Raw genomic sequence first — 17231 nt, 5'->3', positions numbered from 1 at the left:
CTTATTTCTCCGGCGTCCGACGCGCCAAAACAGTAGACAGATAATTCACAGGCTGATCCTTGCGGGCGAGGATATCATCTATACGTTCCTCGTCAGGCATACCGACACGGCTGACCATTACTGCATTATCTATCATTTTATTCTCTACCAGAAGGTCCGCAATCTCCGGGAAATTCTTGTAAACCTTCATAAGAACAACATTATCAGAAACTGACATAACCTTTTCGATTGTTTCTTTATCTGCTGTCGCAGGAATAATGCTCAGCACATCATTTCCTTCGACGATTGGCCATCCAAGATGGCTTCCGATAGCAATAAACGCGGGAATACCCGGGATTGTTTCGATATTTACGCCTTTTTTCTCCAGCAGACGGAACACATAGATATATGTGCTGAAGAACATGGCGTCGCCAAGTGTGAGAAAACCGACATTTTTCCCTGCTTCAAGGAAGCCGAGAATCTCCTTCATGTTGGCCTCCCATGCCTCTGTCGATTCCTCAAAATGCTTTACCATAGGGAATACCTGATAGACGATTTCCACATCGTCACGCAGATACGGCTTTGCAATATTATAGGCAACGCTGCCATCCTTTTTCTCTGTTTTCGGAGCGATAAGCACGTCAACCTTGCGGATTGTGTTGACAGCCTTCATCGTCAAAAGCTCCGGATCACCCGGGCCTACTCCGATTCCGTAAAACGTTCCTGCCATCCTATAAGCCTCCTGTTTTCAAAGCGATATACGCAAAAAGAAAAGACCTTCCCCAAGGAAAGGCCTTACGATACAATTTGATGAATCCCCTTCCCCTTCGCTCGCGGGTGCAAACGGTGATTGTTGGGCAGGCAGATATCCTGACTCGACCTCATTACCGTGTAGAAGCCTTCCCAAATACGGACTAGCGTCCCATCCTCGGTGGCATAGTTTCTACCGACTCCGTCATACAGTGGCGTGACCGCGCCGGCTTCTCACCGGCTTCCCTTTTTACTCCTAACGGATCCTTACCCCGTCAACTTTTCTTATGCAGTTCTACATCATATAGTACAACGGTCATATCCACACTGTCAACTTGTGAACAGCTTTACTCAAGAGTCATAATCTTATGCTTGAGCACGTAAATGAGTGCCTGGGTACGGTCATTAACATTGAGTTTGCGGAAGATATTTGTCAGATGATTCTTTACTGTTTTCTCGCTGACGAAAAGCGCCTGTGCGATATCCTGATTTGAGAAGCCCTTGGCAATACATGAAAGGACGTCCATTTCACGTGGAGTCAGACGCTCCGCACGTCCCTCACGCCACATCTCCCGTGCCTTTTCGTTGACATCCTCGCCCTCCTGAATACCGCCGAAAATGCGCTCGGCAAGCTTAGGATAAACAAATGCGTCTCCGTTGTTAACAACGTGAATCGCCTTTATCAGCATGGTTGGCTCAACGTCCTTGAGAAGATATCCGAGAGCTCCGTTTCTGAGCATCTCAAGAACATATTTATCACTGCCGTGAATGGTAAGCGCTATAATGCGCGTGCGTGATTTCGCTGCCTGAAGCTGCTTCGTTACCTCAAGACCGCTGAGGTTAGGCATGTTAAGATCAAGAAGAAGAATATCCGGCTGCAGCACCAGCGTACGCGCAAGTGCTTCCTGGCCATCCTCGGCCTCACCGACAACCTCCAAATCCTCTTCGAAATTCAATACGCGCTTAATTCCCTGCCGTAGCAATGCATGATCATCTGCAATCAAAATTTTTATAGACATAATAATTGTCTCCTCTCGCAAATCACTCTCATCATTATAACAAAAAAAACATATATATATCAAACGGACTAATTTCCGTATTCTAACACTTTAAAAATATAGGAATGCATTCATGTATCAGACTTTTCTCTGTATCCGGATGTCTCTCCATCCTGAAGCACATGTGCTGTGAGAAAAATCATTATTTCCGAATCGGATTTGCTTTTCCTTACACTTCTGAAAAATGCTCCGAGAACAGGCAGGTCTCCCAAGAACGGAACCTTCGAAAGCGATTTTGACTCTTCACTTCCTATCAGTCCGCCTATTACCATTGTTTCTCCGTCCTTCAGCCGGACGACTGTGTCAGCAGAACGCTTCTGAAACTGATATGCCTTCAGCGACTCAACGTACAAAGGGGAGCTTACCTCTGTATGAACCTTTGTGGTAATGCCGCCCTCAGGATTAACGCGCGGAGTACATTTAAGTATAATTCCGGCGTCCCTGTATGTAATACCGGTAGTCGTCGATGTGCTGGTCGAGGTAACTGTCGGAACAGGAACCTCCCCACCGATATTTATCTGCGCCTCACGCCCCTGGAGTGTAGTTATGTTTGGACGTGCCAGAAGCTTTGCTTTTCCGTCGGTAATCAGCGCCTGTATCTGCGCTCCGTAATAAAATTCAAAGGGATGACCTCCGGGACCCCGCCCGAAGCGTATAATTCCCGGCATTGATTCTCCGTTTTTCCACGTGCGCTCAGCAGTTTCCTTGGGAACAGATTCCGTAACGGTTCTGTATGAGCCGTCAGGATTCTGAACGGTGAAACGGCGTGTTTCATAATCCCTCGTATACTCGGGATACTGTGGAATCTTTGACCATTCCCATTCAACCCCCAGCTTTTTTGCCGCTTCCTTGGATATCGCAACAACCTTCGCCTCAAGCGATACCTGCTGAATAGGCTGATCCAGTGCTCCTACAATCCGCCTTGCGGCTTCATTTTCTGCCGCCGTTCCGTAAAGAATAAGTGTATTGGTTCCGGAATCCACCAGAACTCTCTCGTTTACTCTGTTATCCTCACCGCTTTTGGATTCTCCTGATGAGCTGCTGTCCTTCCAATCCGTTTTTCGAAGTGCCATCGAAACTGCATCATGTACCGTACCGAGGTCGGCATAATTTATTGGATATGTGTACGTACGGTAAAGGGCAGACCCCCCGGACTTCAGGGTGCTTACAACAAACACATCTCCGCGCTGTTCTACCGAAAGACCTTTTGCCGCGGCAATCAGCTCCACTGCCTCTTCGGGCTCCACCCCGTCAAGATTCATGGAAACCGTCCCGCTCACGGAATCATCCACTACAATGTTGATTCCGCCGATATACGAAACCGTAGAAAGCACGTCACTGACATTCCCGTCTGCCACATGAAGTGAAACGGGCTCTGCTCCTGCCTCCGCGTTCAAAAACAGCAGAAAAGCAAAAAACGGTGATATATATTTTGACTTACCAAAGCCACTCAAACACTTTTTCCTCCTCAACGCCCCGGAAGGCGCAGGGTGCGTACCCCTTCCGCGGTTGAAATTACTGCTTCATTTTCCGTAAGCTCAATAAGCTCCACGTCTCCACGCGTCTCACCCGGAGCCATGCTCCAGTGCTCCGTTCCCCGTGATAAAATTGCCATATCACCTGATGCCGAGCGCGCAGTCCCCACCAGTCTGACAGGCTCTTTCTTTTGTCTTGTCGGGGCCTGCTTAGGAGTCACTGCTTCAGGCTTTGCCGTCATGACATGCCTGCTGCTTTCCCTTTCTTCATGCTCCGCCGTAAAAGGCGACCTTAGAACTGCTGTGGAACCAATCGGTTTCACATGGGCGGCTGCGCCTTTATCATCAGCATAGGAAAGCTCTTCACGCTGCGGCAGCTTTATAACCGGCGCAGGCTCCGTACCATCAACAAGGCAGGTGCTCATTCCTGCGCCGGCAAGTATTCCTGCAAGAATCAGCGGAGCAAGATACCGTTTGCCTTCCGGTGTGAGCCGTTCTGACATCTGCCCCAAAACTTCATCAACAGTCATCCTTCTGATGGCTTCCTCCCCAGGGCGGCAATTCTTGGCCCCATGATTTTTTTATATACCTCTACACCAGGCTGGTCAAAGGCATCCACATCCGCCAGCTCGCCTTCATAGGCAACGGAAAGCGCCAAAAGATACATAAGCTCTCCGAGATGATAAGGCGTAAGCTCCGGCATACTGAAAAGCGCGTTGAACCTGTGATTTCCGGACAGAGCTTCCTCGTTCGCCTCACGGGCAGTCTCAAGAGCACTGCTCATAGCTGCTCCCGAAAAGGACGCGAGTTTTTCTACGGACGGGAATACATTCGGAATCTCAAAATCATTCTTCCACTTTTCAACGCGCACAAACTGAACGACCTTATTCAGGCGTCCCTCCTGATGCTGCTGCGTCTGTGCGTGCATATCGGTTGTTCCCACCGCCACAATCGGCGTACGTCCGTAATAAACCTTTTCGCCCCTGCGGTTATATGTTTTTCCAAGCGATTCCGCCAGAAGCTGTATATACCACTCCGACAGGGATTTCAAATAATCTCCGTAGGGCATCAGCACCTCTATATCCCGTCCATGCTTTTCCGATGCCAAAAATTTCAGCACGGCGTTAAGCATTGCAGGATTTTCAAAAAGCTCCGGGGTTCTGCATGCCTCATCCATTCCACGTGCGCCGGCGAGAAAAGCCTCGATGTCATAACCGAAGCAAACAGCAGCAGTGAGTCCAACCTCCGAAAAAACAGAAAAACGACCGCCTACTCCGTCAGGAACAGCAAAGGTTTCCCAGCCCTGCTCCTCCGCAAGCTTTTTCAGAAGCGTCGGCTTCTCCGTAGACGGATCCGTAACTGCCACCACTCGGACATCAATATTTTCGGATTTTCTCAGTTCATCCAATACAACCATGAAGGCTGACATCGTATCAAAGGTACTGCCGGATTTCGATATGACAATGAGGAAAACATTAAGCTTTCCCCCCTCATGGGTTCTTTTTTTCTCTGCAGAAAACCTTATGTGCTCCAAAAGGTCCTTTGTCCGCTGCGGGTCTATGTTATTGCCGCTGAACCAGAACTCAGGCCAGCCGCCGCGCTGCTTCTTCGTGCGAAGATTCCAAAATTCCCCGCAGGACGTATCAAACAATACACGTCCGCCGAGATACGAACCTCCGATACCGAAGGAAACCACTACATCTGCTTCATCATGCACCTTTTCCCCAAATTTCTTGAGCCGCGCAATGGATTCAGGTGAATTGAGGTTTCCTTCAGAAACGTACGGCAGCTTCGAAAACAGAACCTTCTCAGGCATTCCGTCCTTTGAAAGATGTCCCCGTACCTCTCCCGTTTCCCTCATATGCATCACAGCAGCATGTGCCTTTTCGATTACAGGACGAAGCTCTCTTACATCATCCTCCGTAACCTTTCCTTCTCCGAAAAGGTTAGTATAATCAAACTTGAATCCCGATGCCAGCGCAAGGTGCATGAATTATTCCTCCTTTTTGGAGCCCTCTTTCATGAGCAGCGGTCCAATGGATTTTACAAGATAAGCCATAAAACGGTCGCGAAGCTCAGGCTGCTTTAATGCCTGCTCTACAGTAGCTTCAAGAAAACCTTCCTTGTCTCCGATATCGTAGCGGCGGCCGAAGAAATTATAAGCATATACAGGCTTTCTCTGTGCCAGCTCGCGGATAGCATCCGTCAGCTGTATCTCTCCGCCGCGCCCCGGTGCCGTATGCTCAAGAATCTCAAAGATCTCCGGCTCCAGCACATAACGTCCCAGAACCGCAAGATTAGACGGTGCTTCCTCTACAGCAGGCTTTTCGATAAGGTCAACAGCCTTCCATACATTGGGCTTAATATCCTCAGGATTAACAATTCCGTAGCTTGAAACACGATCCATCGGAACTCTCTGTACCCCGAGAACGCTTCCGCCATAGTCGTTGTAAACGTCAATCAGCTGTGAAAGGCACGGCACCTTTGCATCCACCAGATCGTCGCCCAAAAGAACGGCAAAGGGTTCGTTTCCAACGAACTGCTTCGCGCACAGAACCGCGTGGCCAAGTCCCTTTGCTTCCTTCTGACGTATAAAGTGAACCTGTATGTCAGAGATTTTTTCAATCATTTTCATCAGGTCATATTTCCCCTGGGATTTAAGCTGCAGCTCCAACTCAATCGAACGGTCGAAATGGTCCTCAATGGAGCGCTTGTTGCGTCCCGTAATGACAAGAATCTCTTCTATTCCTGAGTCGATTGCTTCTTCTATTATGAACTGAATAGCAGGCTTATCTACTATCGGAAGCATTTCCTTCGGCTGCGCCTTTGTGGCAGGAAGGAACCGCGTCCCAAGTCCCGCTGCGGGGATAACCGCTTTTCTTATTTTCTGCAATGTTTGAATCCCTCTTTTATGCACGAATTTTTTTCAAAAGCTCCTCTGTCTTCTCCTCCAAAAGCTTCGCATCGCCTCTGGTTTCAACGTTCAGACGGATTACAGGCTCCGTATTTGACATACGGAGATTGAAACGCCAGTTGTCAAACTCCACGCTGAGTCCGTCAACGTGATTAACCTCACCCTTCGGGCCGTATTCAGCCTCAAGGCGTTTCAGAATTGCCGGCGCATCCTCTACATGGCTGTTGATTTCTCCGCTGCATGGGAATTTTGCCATACGTTCCTGCATAAGCTCTGAAAGAGGCTTTTTTGCTTCAGACAAAAGCTGCATAACAATAAGCCATACCAGCATTCCGCTGTCGCAATAGGAGAAGTCGCGGAAATAATGGTGCGCGCTCATCTCGCCGCCGTATACGGCATTTTCACGGCGCATACGATCCTTGATGAAGGCATGTCCGCTCTTGCACATAACAGGGGTTCCGCCCATGGCCTCCGTAATTTCGATTGTGTTCCAGGTAAGGCGCGGGTCGTAGATAATCTTTGCACCCGGATTCTTTTTAAGGAATGCCTGGGCAAGAAAACCCACCATATAATATCCTTCGATAAAGCCGCCCTTTTCATCGAACAGGAAGCAGCGGTCAAAATCTCCGTCCCATGCCACACCGATATCGGCATGTTCTTTTTTGACCACATCCGCTGTCGCGTCGCGGTTTTCCGGAAGAATCGGATTAGGCACACCGTTGGGGAAGTTTCCGTCCGGCTCAGGATGCACAGGTATAACCTCGATAGGAAGTCTCTTTGCAAGGGCCTCAACAATCGGACCGCCTGCTCCGTTTCCTGTATTTGCCACAACCTTGAGATGGGACAGCTTATCCGCGTCAATATAGGAAAGGAGATGGTCTATATAGTCATCGAGTATGTCTACATTTTCAACCTTGCCCTTTTCTGTCTCCGCCGCCTTAAAAGAGCCCTCCATAACCAGCTTTTCGATATCCTTAAGACCTGTATCGCTGCTGACAGGGCGGGCCTCCTTGCGGACGAGCTTCATTCCGTTGTATTCCTTCGGATTATGGCTTGCTGTAATCATGATACCGCCATCAAGCTTCAGATGCGCCGTAGCAAAATAAATCATTTCCGTTCCGCACTGCCCGATATCCACAACGTCGCAGCCGGCATCAGTCAATCCGTCAATAAGTGCCTTGGAAATAGACGGTCCCGAAAGACGGATGTCATGTCCCACAGCTACCTTTTCCGCGTCAAAAAGCTTTACACAGGAACGGCCTACACGGTAAGCCAGCTCCTCATTGACCTCCTCGGGATAAACCCCGCGTATATCGTATGCTCCAAACCCTTTGCTGCTCAAAACCATACTTTTCACTCCTCACATCACGATTCTATGACTTCCGTGTGCGATTACACGGGAGAAAAGACAAAAGTACCAATTCCACTTGAATAAATTCGCTATTTATAAAAAAAATCCTTCTTTTTCAAAAAATTTCATATATTTTTTACCAATTCGGAGAATTTTTCCTCACGTACCAGTACGCAATCGCCAGAGGTGTACAGGAACCAATCCATGCCAGAGGATTAGCGACACAAGCCCCGAAATATCCCCACCAGTCAACCAGTACCAGCGCTGCCAGCGCGCGCATAAAGAGCTCCATTCCTCCGGCAATCGTAGGAACAACAGTCTGTCCCAGGCCCTGCAGAGTATACCGGAAAATAAAAAGCAGTGAAAGAATAAAATAGCAACCACCGTTGACCACAAGGTACATCTGACCATAGTCAACAACCTGCTGCTGGCCCTCTCCCACAAAAAGCTCCATGAGAAACGGGCCGCAGAGAATATTGAAAACACCTACGGCAATACTGAATGCGCCCGACATCATGACACATTTTTTTACGCCCACCTTAATGCGGTCAAACTTCTGCGCGCCGTAGTTCTGCGCCGTATACGCTGCCATTGCCATTCCAAAGGACATCATTGGCATTACGGCTACCATATCAATCTTCTGCGCCGCTGCATACGCCGCCACAGCCAATGGACCCAGCCCGTTCAATGCAACCTGAAGAATTATTGCGCCAAGTGCGATTACAGATGCCTGAAAGCCCATCGGGATTCCCATGCGAAGATGCTTCAAAAGCTCCTTTCGGGTAAGCTTCCAGTCTTCCTTTCGTATCCAAAGCGCAGGAACCTTTTTGGCTATGTATATGAGGCATACCACATTCGCAACCGCCTGTGAAACCACCGTTGCAAGAGCTGCTCCGGGAATTCCCCAGCCCAGAACTATTATAAACACAGGCTCAAACACGGTATTCAGTATAAGTCCGAAGGCAAGGAGGTATGTAGGCCGCTGGCTGTCTCCCAGCGCGCGTATGAGATTCGTCTGCATCGCAAAGAACATCATCAGCGCCGCGCCGCCGTATATAATGCTGATAAAAGAAACCGCGTCCTCAAGAATTTCAGGCGGCGTCTGCATCAGAACAAGCAGCGGCCGCGCGGAAAGCCATCCAAGAAGAGTCAACACCAGTGCAATCACAAGGGTAAGCAGCGCACATGCCGCGGCGCTCCGCCGTACGCCGCGTGAATCCCTGGCCCCGAACCGCTGTCCCGTACATATCGAAAGACCTGTTGTCGTGCCCATAATGAACCCAATCATGAGAAACATCAGGCTTCCCGTACAGCCAACTGCCGCCAGTGCCTGAACACCAAGAAAGCGTCCGACGATAAGTGTATCGACGAACGCGTACATCTGCTGAAAAATATTGCCGGCTATAAGCGGCAGAGTAAAAAACAGAATGAGCCTTGCAGGACTCCCCTCCGTAAGATTTTTTGCCATAAAACTTCAAACACCTACTCAAATAAAACAGTTACCAACGTACGAAGCCTCTCCTGCAGCGCCACGGCACTTGCCGAAAGCGCTCCGGATTCAGGACGGAGTCTGGAATAATGGACGCTTCTTGCCACGACATTCGCCTGATAATCCGTTGGATAAGGCGTAACAGCCACACCCTGCTTCTCAAAGCAGAGCACGGCCCTGGGCATGTGAAAGGCCGAGGTTACAAGAATAGGTCTTGCAAAGCCCCTTTCCTTCAAAATCCTTGAAGAAAATTTCGCATTCTGTGTCGTATTAAGACTCTCCGCCTCTACAAGAATGTCATTTTCGGGAACACCAAGGCTCATAAGCACTCGCTTTTCAATAAGTGCCTCAGTACCCGTATCCGCGTATACCTGTCCGCCTGACAACAGGATAGGAATATTCAGCCTGCGGTAAAGCCTCACCACCGTCAGAAGGCGGTTTGCAGGACTGGCGCAGAGTGTCCCCGTGCCGTCCACATCAGGCGTATCCAGAAGCGCACCCCCGCCGAGCATAACAATAACGTCTCCGGAAGGATTCTCAGGAGGCGTATACTCTGCTTCAAGGCCTCGCACCAATGCATCCGACACAACGCTTGTGGACAGCAGATAGAATACGAAAACAATACCTGCCACCGCAGCGGCCGGTTTCTTTTCTCCGCGTCTCCACAGCCATGCCGAGCATAAAAAAAGCAGTACAAAAAATATTCCCGGCGGCAGCACAAAGCTCGCTCCGAATTTCAGTAAATAAATCATAAAAAAGCCGCTCCCTTCTTTAGAGCGGCTTTCGTTTCAAGTTTAATGCAAAGCCACTCAGGCATGTGCAAAATAAGCGAACGTACGCCGCAGTCCTTCTTCAAGAGGAACCTCCGGCTTCCAGCCGAGACCCCGGCGTGCCCGTCCGTTGGACAGCATGGATTTATAAATATCTCCCGGACGCTCCGCAGCGTACTTAGGGATAATCTTTCGTCCTGCCACATTTGACAGCACGCTCACCAGCTCCCTGAGGCTTGTCTGTGTCTGCGTGCTGAGATTATACGCGGCATTTACTGCCGTTGTCTTAAGCGCGGCACCGATTCCTGCTGCTATATCTCCCGCGTAAACAAAATCCCTTGTCTGCTCACCGTCGCCGAAAATCGTGATATCCTCTCCGTCGGCCACACGCTGAGCAAAAATACTTATGACGCCGCCTTCGCCTCCGTCACCCTGTCGTTCACCGTAAACATTGGCGAAACGAAGCACAACGTAATCAAGGTCGTACAGCTTCTGATAGAGGTCAAGATATTTCTCCACGGAAACCTTGCTCAGTCCGTAAAACGCCATCGGCGCCAGCTTGCGCGATTCCTTGATTGGAAGGTCACTCTCCGGAACGTTTCCGTAAGCTGCTGCCGTTGATGCAAAAATAACACGCTCCACACCTGCCTGACGTGCGGCTTCAAGAACACGGATTGAACCCAAAACATTCTGCTGCGCGTCAAAAGCAGGATCATCAATGGACTTATTTACCATTGTCTGTCCCGCAAGATGCACTATCGCGTCGAACTGCCCTGAAATCACCTTGGCTGCAAGGCCTTCATCCAAAATATCCATTTCAATCAGCTCTGCGCCCTCGGGAAGATTTTCTCTCTTTCCCACCGAAAGGTTGTCCAGCGCCACAGCCTCGTAGCCGTTCTTCAAAAGATATTCCATCAGATGCGAACCGATAAAACCGGCTCCACCTGTAACCAAAACCTTCATTTTTAAAATCCTTCCTCATCTAATATACGCATCATTCTTCCTCTTATGATAAAAGCGAACGGAAGATATGTCAATGGAATGACAGTGAAGAGGGTTATTCTCCTTTGGCTGACAGCTCATCAAGGTAACGCCTGACAGCATCCTTCCAATCGGGAAGACGTCTGAAGCCAGCCGCGTCAAGAGACTCCTTGCTTAGGCGTGAATTATGAGGACGCACGGCCTTTGTCGGATATGCCGACGAAGGAACGGGAGATACCTTTATATCTATTCCCCTAATACGGAACACCTCGGAAGCAAGCCCGTACCATGAGCACTCTCCCTCATTTGTGGCATGATATGTTCCGTATTTTTCACTTTCCGCCATGTCGCAGAGAAGCTCTGCCAAGTCCTTCGTATACGTAGGAGAGCCTACCTGATCATCTACTACAGTCAGAGCATCATGGTTTTTTGCCAAAGAAAGCATGGTGCGGATGAAATTTTTCCCATTGATGCCGAATACCCAGGAGATACGGACGATAAAGTGCCTTGCCGCTGCTTTTCTGACGGCTTCCTCACCCTCCAGCTTCGACCTCCCGTATGCATTGCAGGGACCTGTTTTGTCATCAACGCTATAAAAAGAATCTCCGGTCCCCGGAAAAACATAGTCCGTACTGATATATATGAGCTTCGCTCCTGTCTCATCACATGCTTCAGCAATGCTTTTCACAGACTCTGCGTTTATAAGTCTGCAAAGCTCCTGCTCATCCTCCGCCTTATCAACTGCCGTGTAAGCGGCACAATGAATCACTGCATCAGGCTTTGTTTCCCTTATAAATGAAGCGCATTTAAGAGGCTCCGTCAGAGGCATTTCCTTTCTTGACGCGGAAATGGCCTCTATCCCGCGCCTTTGCAGTACACGAACAACGTCAAATCCAAGCTGGCCTGAAACTCCCGTGACCAATACCTTCATAAAGTTCAATCCTTTCTAAAGGAAATCCCCTGCCCAACACCCGAAAAGATGCCAAGGCAGGGGATGATAATTACAGAGTACCGAAAATACGGTCGCCGGCATCGCCAAGACCCGGAACGATATAGCCCTTATCGTTCAGATGGTCGTCAACCGCCGCAACGTAAACAGGAACATCCGGATGCTCCTTATTGACAACACGCACGCCCTCCGGTGCGGAAACAAGGCACATGAGTATAAGTGACTTTGCTCCGTGCTCCTTCAGCATGGTAAGCGCCGCAGACGAAGAACCGCCTGTTGCCAGCATCGGATCAACAACGATGAGCGTACGGTCAGCAACGTCAGAAGGCAGCTTGCAGTAATATTCTACAGGCTTCAATGTTTTCGGATCGCGGTAAAGTCCGATATGACCGACACGGGCTGCAGGAACAATGTCCAGCATACCGTCAAGCATACCAAGACCTGCGCGGAGAATAGGCACAATACCTACCTTTTTGCCGGCAATGCGTTTTGCAGTGCATTTTGCCACCGGCGTTTCGATTTCAACATCCTCCAAAGGGAAATTACGTGTAATCTCATAACCCATGAGCATTGCAATTTCTCTAAGAAGCTGACGGAACTCATTGGAGCCTGTTTCCTTGCGGCGCATAATTGTGAGCTTATGCTGCACCAGCGGATGGTCTATGACCGTTACCTTAAGGTTTTCATTCATACTGTCTTCCTCCTCTTACTCGTAAAGCGGATATTTTTTGCAAAGAGCCTCTACACGTTTTCTTGCCTCGGCCTTTGCTTCTTCTTTCGTCGGATTGTCAAGCACGAGAGCGATGATGTCGGCAACCTCTTTCATATCGTCTTCCTTAAAGCCGCGTGTCGTGAGTGCAGGAGAGCCAAGTCTCAGACCGCTTGTTACAAACGGAGACAGCGGTTCAAAAGGAATCGTGTTACGGTTGGCGGTAATTCCTACCTCGTCGAGAAGATTCTGTGCTTCCTTGCCCGTAATATTTTTGCTTCTGAGGTCAACAAGCATCAGATGGTTGTCAGTTCCGCCTGTAACGATACGGAAGCCGTCCTTCATCAGGGTATCCGCGAGAACCTTTGCGTTCTTCAGAATCTGCTGCTGATATTCCTTGAACTCCGGCTTGAGGGCCTCTCCGAGAGCCACAGCCTTTGCGGCGATAACGTGCATGAGCGGACCGCCCTGGATTCCCGGGAATACGGATTTGTTGAACTGCTTGCCAAACTCCTCATCCTTGCAGAGTATGAGGCCGCCGCGTGGTCCGCGGAGTGTCTTATGGGTTGTTGTCGTGACAACGTCCGCATAAGGAACCGGGCTCGGATGGAGTCCTGCTGCCACAAGGCCTGCAATGTGGGCGATATCAACCATAAGATATGCGCCAACCTTGTGAGCAATATCAGCAAGACGCGGGAAATCAAGGATACGGGCATACGCGGAAGCACCTGCCACAATCATCTTGGGCTTGCACTCCTGAGCCTGCTTTTCGAGAGCATCATAATCAATCTGCTCTGTTTCTTTGTCTACACCATAAGGAACAATCTTGAAATATTTACCGGACATGTTGACCGGGCTGCCGTGTGTCAGATGACCGCCGTCGGTAAGATTCATACCCATGACCGTGTCCCCCGGCTGCAAAAGCGCGAAGAAAACAGCCATATTTGCCTGTGCGCCGGAATGCGGCTGGACATTTGCATAGCCTGCGCCAAAAAGCTTCTTTGCACGGTCAATGGCGATCTGTTCGACCACATCCACGCACTCGCACCCGCCATAGTACCGCTTTCCCGGATAGCCTTCCGCGTATTTATTCGTGAGGACGCTTCCCTGAGCCTCCATTACCGCCTTGCTGACGATATTTTCGGAAGCAATCAGTTCCAGCTTGCTCTGCTGACGTTTCAGCTCGTTATCAAGCTGCTCCTTAATCTCAGGATCTGCTTTTGCCAAAGAATCCATAATGCCCATCAAAATTCCTCCTCAACATTGCTCTCTTTTTCTATTTTATTTACTTGCCTTCCAAAGCCATGATTTTATTGACGCGGCGCTCATGACGTCCGCCCTCAAAATCCGTTGTGAGCCATGCGCGGACAATTTCTCCCGCAGGGCCAAAGCCCGTCACACGTCCGCCCATCGCAAGGACATTCGCGTTGTTGTGCTGACGTGACATGATGGCAGAGTACACATCATTGCAGAGTGCCGCACGAATACCGTGGATTTTGTTTGCAGCGATTGAGATACCGATGCCCGTTCCGCAGAGCACAATACCGCGCTCAGAACGGCCGCTTGTAATCTCTTTGCAGACCTTTTCCGCGATATCCGGATAATCTACAGAATCCTCCGTATATGTTCCCACATCGTTGACCTCAACGTCGGGATATTCGGCCAAAACCTTTTTGACTTCCTCCTTCAGTGCAAGCGCACCGTGGTCACAGCCAATGACAATCTTCATTACTAAATCTTCCGCCCTTCCAAAAAAAATACATAATCATTGTAACATATTCAAACAAACATTACACGCCCGCCTGCTGACTTTCTGAAACGGTTCATGACAGCAAGTCCGAGCCCGTCCTCTTCAGTCGCTTCACCGAAAAGAACATCAGCCTTCTTGTTATCAAAGAAACGCAGCGCTTCGTAAAGATGCGCCGCGATTTCATAGTAGTCTCCACGCGGTCCGTAAACGGCAATAAGCTCCTTCGGCACAATCTGTCCAAGCTTTTCCGAAAGCTCTTCACTTACAATTATGCCGACAGTATTTCCCTTTTCCTGCTCCCTTTGGATTTCCTCCGCAAAGGCTTTCTCCAGCTTCTCCGGCGCTCCATGAATCAGTGTAAGGGGTGCCTTGGGCGCGTAATGAGTATATTTCATTCCCGGTGCCTTTGGTACGGTATCGGCCCCCACCAGTGCGGGGTCAAGAGCAACACTTCCGCAGATCTCCTCCAGCATTTCACGGGTGACTGCACCGGGACGCAGAATAACTGCCGTATCTCCTGTGCAGTCAATTATGGTTGATTCCACCCCGAACCTGCACGGACCGCCGTCAATAATCAATGGAATGCGTCCGTCCATATCCTCCGCGACGATTTCTGCCGTCGTCGGACTCGGACGCCCCGAAATATTCGCGCTGGGTGCGGCGACAGGTACGCCTGCTGCCCGAATCATAGCGCGGGCGATGTCATTATCAGGCATGCGGACACCCACAGTCCCCAGGCCTCCCGTGATTGAATCCGGAACAGCATCCCGCTTCGGAAGAATCATCGTAACCGGCCCCGGACAAAATGCCGCAAGAATTTTTTCCGCAAGAGGTGTGACTATTGCTGCGGAGTCCACCATTTTCCTGTCGGCAACATGAAGAATCAGCGGATTGTCGGAAGGACGTCCCTTCGCCCGATAGATATCCGCGCAGGCCTCCGCGTTAAAGCCGTCTGCACCGAGCCCGTAGACCGTTTCTGTCGGAAACGCAACAAGCCCGCCTCCGCGGAGAATTTTCCCCGCGTCCTCAAAGGCCTCTGCCTGAGCATGAATATCTTCTATTTTAATTGTCCTTGTCTTCATCTTTTCACTTCTTCCACAAAACAACGACACGGTCTATACCTGAAAGATCCTGAACAATTTCTGTCTTTCCCCATTTTCCTTCTGCCAGCAGAGCGACCTTGTCCGCTTCATCAATGCCGACCTCCACAGCCAAAAAACCACCGTCCTCCAAAAGCTCTCCTGCCCCATCAACAAGGCGGCGGTAAAAATCCAGTCCGTCAGCTCCGCCGTCAAGAGCGCCGACAGGCTCTGCTTTCACCTCCGGCGCAAGTCCGTCAATGTCCCCATGGGGAATATACGGCGGATTTGAAACTATTGCCGAAAACTTCATTCCTTCAAGCGGAGCAAGAAGGTCCCCTTCATGGAAGGCTATTCTTTCCGCTACACCCAGACTTTCTGCATTCTCCCTCGCAACCGCAAGAGCATCGCCTGATATGTCAACGGCATCAGCCCTTAGCTCAGGCATGTAGTGGAGCAGCGATACCGCAACGGCACCGCTTCCGGTTCCTATATCTGCCACACGATGCTCTTTCCCGCTTTCCAGTCTGTCCATAGCCGCACCCACGAGAGTTTCCGTGTCGGGCTGCGGAACAAGCACCGCGGGGGAAACAGCAAATGTAAGGCCCATGAATTCCCGCTTTCCTATAATATAAGCCACAGGCTCACGCAGGGCGCGTCTTTTTACCATATCCCTGTAGAGTGAAAGCTCTTCCTTCTGCATCGGCTTATCAAAATTTACATACAGAAAAATACGCTTTTCGCCAAGCACATACGAAAGCAGCACCTCCGCATCAAGCCGCGGTGTATCAATACCGCGGCTCTGGAAGTACTGCTCCGACCATTTGAGTATTCTTCCGATTGTCCAAACCTGTTCGTCTGCCATATCGTCCGACCTGTCTTTTCCTTAATTCATCTGCTTCATTTTTTCTGCCTGGTCGGCAGTAATGAGAGCGTTCAAAAGCTCATCAAGCTCTCCGTTCAAAACCGTGTCCAGCTTGTGCAGAGTGAGCCCGATTCGATGATCCGTCACGCGTCCCTGAGGGAAATTATACGTACGGATACGCTCACTGCGGTCGCCCGAGCCCACCTGACTCTTTCTGTCCGCCGCCATTGCATCGTTCTGCTCCTGCTGCTTCTGCTCATAAACCCTCGCGCGCAGAACACGCATCGCCTGCTCCTTGTTTTTGAGCTGGGATTTTTCGTCCTGACACTGCACCACGATTCCCGTGGGGAAATGCGTAATACGCACCGCCGTCTCCGTACGGTTGACATACTGACCGCCTGCACCGTGGGCACAATAGGTATCTATCCTTATGTCCTCCGCCTTGATTTCAACCTCTACCTCTTCCGCTTCCGGAAGCACTGCCACCGTAACGGCAGAGGTGTGTATACGTCCCTGGGATTCCGTGGCAGGAACACGCTGAACACGGTGCGTTCCGCTCTCGTATTTCATGCGGCTGAAAGCGCCGTAGCCTTCTATGGAAAAGGCTACCTCCTTGAAGCCGCCAAGCTCCGTAGGGTTAGAATCCAAGAGAGACACATGCCATCCCTGCTTCTCCGCGTAGCGGGTGTACATGCGGAATAAATCCCCGGCAAAAAGCGCGGCCTCCTCACCGCCGACTCCGCCCCGAATCTCTACAATAACATTTTTCGCGTCATTGGGATCCTTAGGCAAAAGCAGCACAGGAAGCTCCTGCTCAAGAGCCTCCCGCTGCGGGCGAAGCTCCGCCAGCTCTGCCATGACAAGAGCGCGCATATCATCGTCAAGCTTCTCGTCATACATTGCCTCAGCATCCTCGATTTCACTGACGATTCTGCGGTATTCCCGAAACTTTTCCACCACCGGAGTCATGGCAGCGTGCTCCTTGTTCACACGCTGCCATCTGCTCATATCAGCGAGCACATCCGGATCGCTGAGCATTGACTCAAGCTCTCTGTATTTATCTTCTACTGCCTGTAATTTCTCCAGCAAGCTTACTCTCTCCAAAATCTTCC

17 protein-coding genes and 1 riboswitch are annotated in these 17231 nt (G+C 50.2%); all 17 genes read right to left on the bottom strand.

The window, feature by feature from the left end; all coding sequences use genetic code 11:
- Position 1: 1 nt before the first annotated feature.
- Positions 2–709, bottom strand: a complete 708-nt coding sequence (gene cobI / locus BUA83_RS00300; protein WP_072934199.1) for a precorrin-2 C(20)-methyltransferase — start codon at positions 707–709, stop codon at positions 2–4.
- A 113-nt stretch (positions 710–822) separates the two neighbouring features.
- Positions 823–1019, bottom strand: a riboswitch (cobalamin riboswitch).
- A gap of 57 nt (positions 1020–1076) precedes the next feature.
- Complete coding sequence (locus BUA83_RS00295) at positions 1077–1748, bottom strand: response regulator (RefSeq protein ID WP_072934198.1); 672 nt, start codon at positions 1746–1748, stop codon at positions 1077–1079.
- A 110-nt stretch (positions 1749–1858) separates the two neighbouring features.
- The gene (locus tag BUA83_RS00290; protein ID WP_234988173.1) at positions 1859–3241 is read right to left on the bottom strand and encodes a secretin and TonB N-terminal domain-containing protein; all 1383 of its coding nucleotides are present in this window, start codon (positions 3239–3241) and stop codon (positions 1859–1861) included.
- A 14-nt stretch (positions 3242–3255) separates the two neighbouring features.
- Positions 3256–3792, bottom strand: coding sequence for a hypothetical protein (locus tag BUA83_RS00285; protein WP_072934197.1), 537 nt, complete (start codon positions 3790–3792; stop codon positions 3256–3258).
- Positions 3789–5252 carry a glucose-6-phosphate isomerase gene (locus tag BUA83_RS00280; RefSeq protein ID WP_072934196.1) on the bottom strand — a complete coding sequence of 488 codons (1464 nt, stop codon included), beginning with the start codon at positions 5250–5252 and terminating at the stop codon, positions 3789–3791. Before BUA83_RS00280 ends, BUA83_RS00285 begins: the two co-directional genes overlap by 4 nt.
- A gap of 3 nt (positions 5253–5255) precedes the next feature.
- Positions 5256–6164: a UTP--glucose-1-phosphate uridylyltransferase GalU gene (gene galU, locus BUA83_RS00275; protein WP_072934659.1), complete on the bottom strand. Its 909-nt coding sequence runs from the start codon at positions 6162–6164 to the stop codon at positions 5256–5258.
- A gap of 7 nt (positions 6165–6171) precedes the next feature.
- Complete coding sequence (locus tag BUA83_RS00270) at positions 6172–7524, bottom strand: phosphohexomutase domain-containing protein (RefSeq protein ID WP_072934195.1); 1353 nt, start codon at positions 7522–7524, stop codon at positions 6172–6174.
- A gap of 139 nt (positions 7525–7663) precedes the next feature.
- The gene (locus BUA83_RS00265) at positions 7664–8995 is read right to left on the bottom strand and encodes an MATE family efflux transporter (RefSeq protein WP_072934194.1); all 1332 of its coding nucleotides are present in this window, start codon (positions 8993–8995) and stop codon (positions 7664–7666) included.
- A gap of 14 nt (positions 8996–9009) precedes the next feature.
- Positions 9010–9768, bottom strand: a complete 759-nt coding sequence (locus BUA83_RS00260; protein WP_072934193.1) for a YdcF family protein — start codon at positions 9766–9768, stop codon at positions 9010–9012.
- Positions 9769–9825: 57 nt separating this feature from the next.
- The gene (locus BUA83_RS00255) at positions 9826–10749 is read right to left on the bottom strand and encodes an NAD-dependent epimerase/dehydratase family protein (RefSeq protein ID WP_072934192.1); all 924 of its coding nucleotides are present in this window, start codon (positions 10747–10749) and stop codon (positions 9826–9828) included.
- Between the two features lie 94 nt (positions 10750–10843).
- Complete coding sequence (rfbD, locus tag BUA83_RS00250; RefSeq protein ID WP_072934191.1) at positions 10844–11698, bottom strand: dTDP-4-dehydrorhamnose reductase; 855 nt, start codon at positions 11696–11698, stop codon at positions 10844–10846.
- 70 nt (positions 11699–11768) lie between these two features.
- Positions 11769–12407, bottom strand: a complete 639-nt coding sequence (upp, locus tag BUA83_RS00245; protein ID WP_072934190.1) for a uracil phosphoribosyltransferase — start codon at positions 12405–12407, stop codon at positions 11769–11771.
- A 15-nt stretch (positions 12408–12422) separates the two neighbouring features.
- Entirely contained in the window at positions 12423–13670 is a 1248-nt protein-coding gene (glyA, locus tag BUA83_RS00240; RefSeq protein ID WP_072934189.1) for a serine hydroxymethyltransferase, read from the bottom strand.
- Between the two features lie 40 nt (positions 13671–13710).
- Positions 13711–14154 (bottom strand): ribose 5-phosphate isomerase B, encoded by a 444-nt coding sequence (gene rpiB / locus BUA83_RS00235; protein WP_072934188.1) that lies wholly within the window; start codon positions 14152–14154, stop codon positions 13711–13713.
- A 50-nt stretch (positions 14155–14204) separates the two neighbouring features.
- Complete coding sequence (locus tag BUA83_RS00230; protein WP_072934187.1) at positions 14205–15257, bottom strand: L-threonylcarbamoyladenylate synthase; 1053 nt, start codon at positions 15255–15257, stop codon at positions 14205–14207.
- 4 nt (positions 15258–15261) lie between these two features.
- Positions 15262–16119, bottom strand: a complete 858-nt coding sequence (prmC, locus tag BUA83_RS00225; RefSeq protein WP_072934186.1) for a peptide chain release factor N(5)-glutamine methyltransferase — start codon at positions 16117–16119, stop codon at positions 15262–15264.
- 21 nt (positions 16120–16140) lie between these two features.
- The gene (gene prfA / locus BUA83_RS00220; protein ID WP_072934185.1) at positions 16141–17208 is read right to left on the bottom strand and encodes a peptide chain release factor 1; all 1068 of its coding nucleotides are present in this window, start codon (positions 17206–17208) and stop codon (positions 16141–16143) included.
- Positions 17209–17231 lie beyond the last annotated feature (23 nt).

The organism is Schwartzia succinivorans DSM 10502 (assembly GCF_900129225.1).
Classification (GTDB): domain Bacteria; phylum Bacillota; class Negativicutes; order Selenomonadales; family Selenomonadaceae; genus Schwartzia; species Schwartzia succinivorans.
This window is presented reverse-complemented; position numbering and strand designations above follow the sequence as displayed.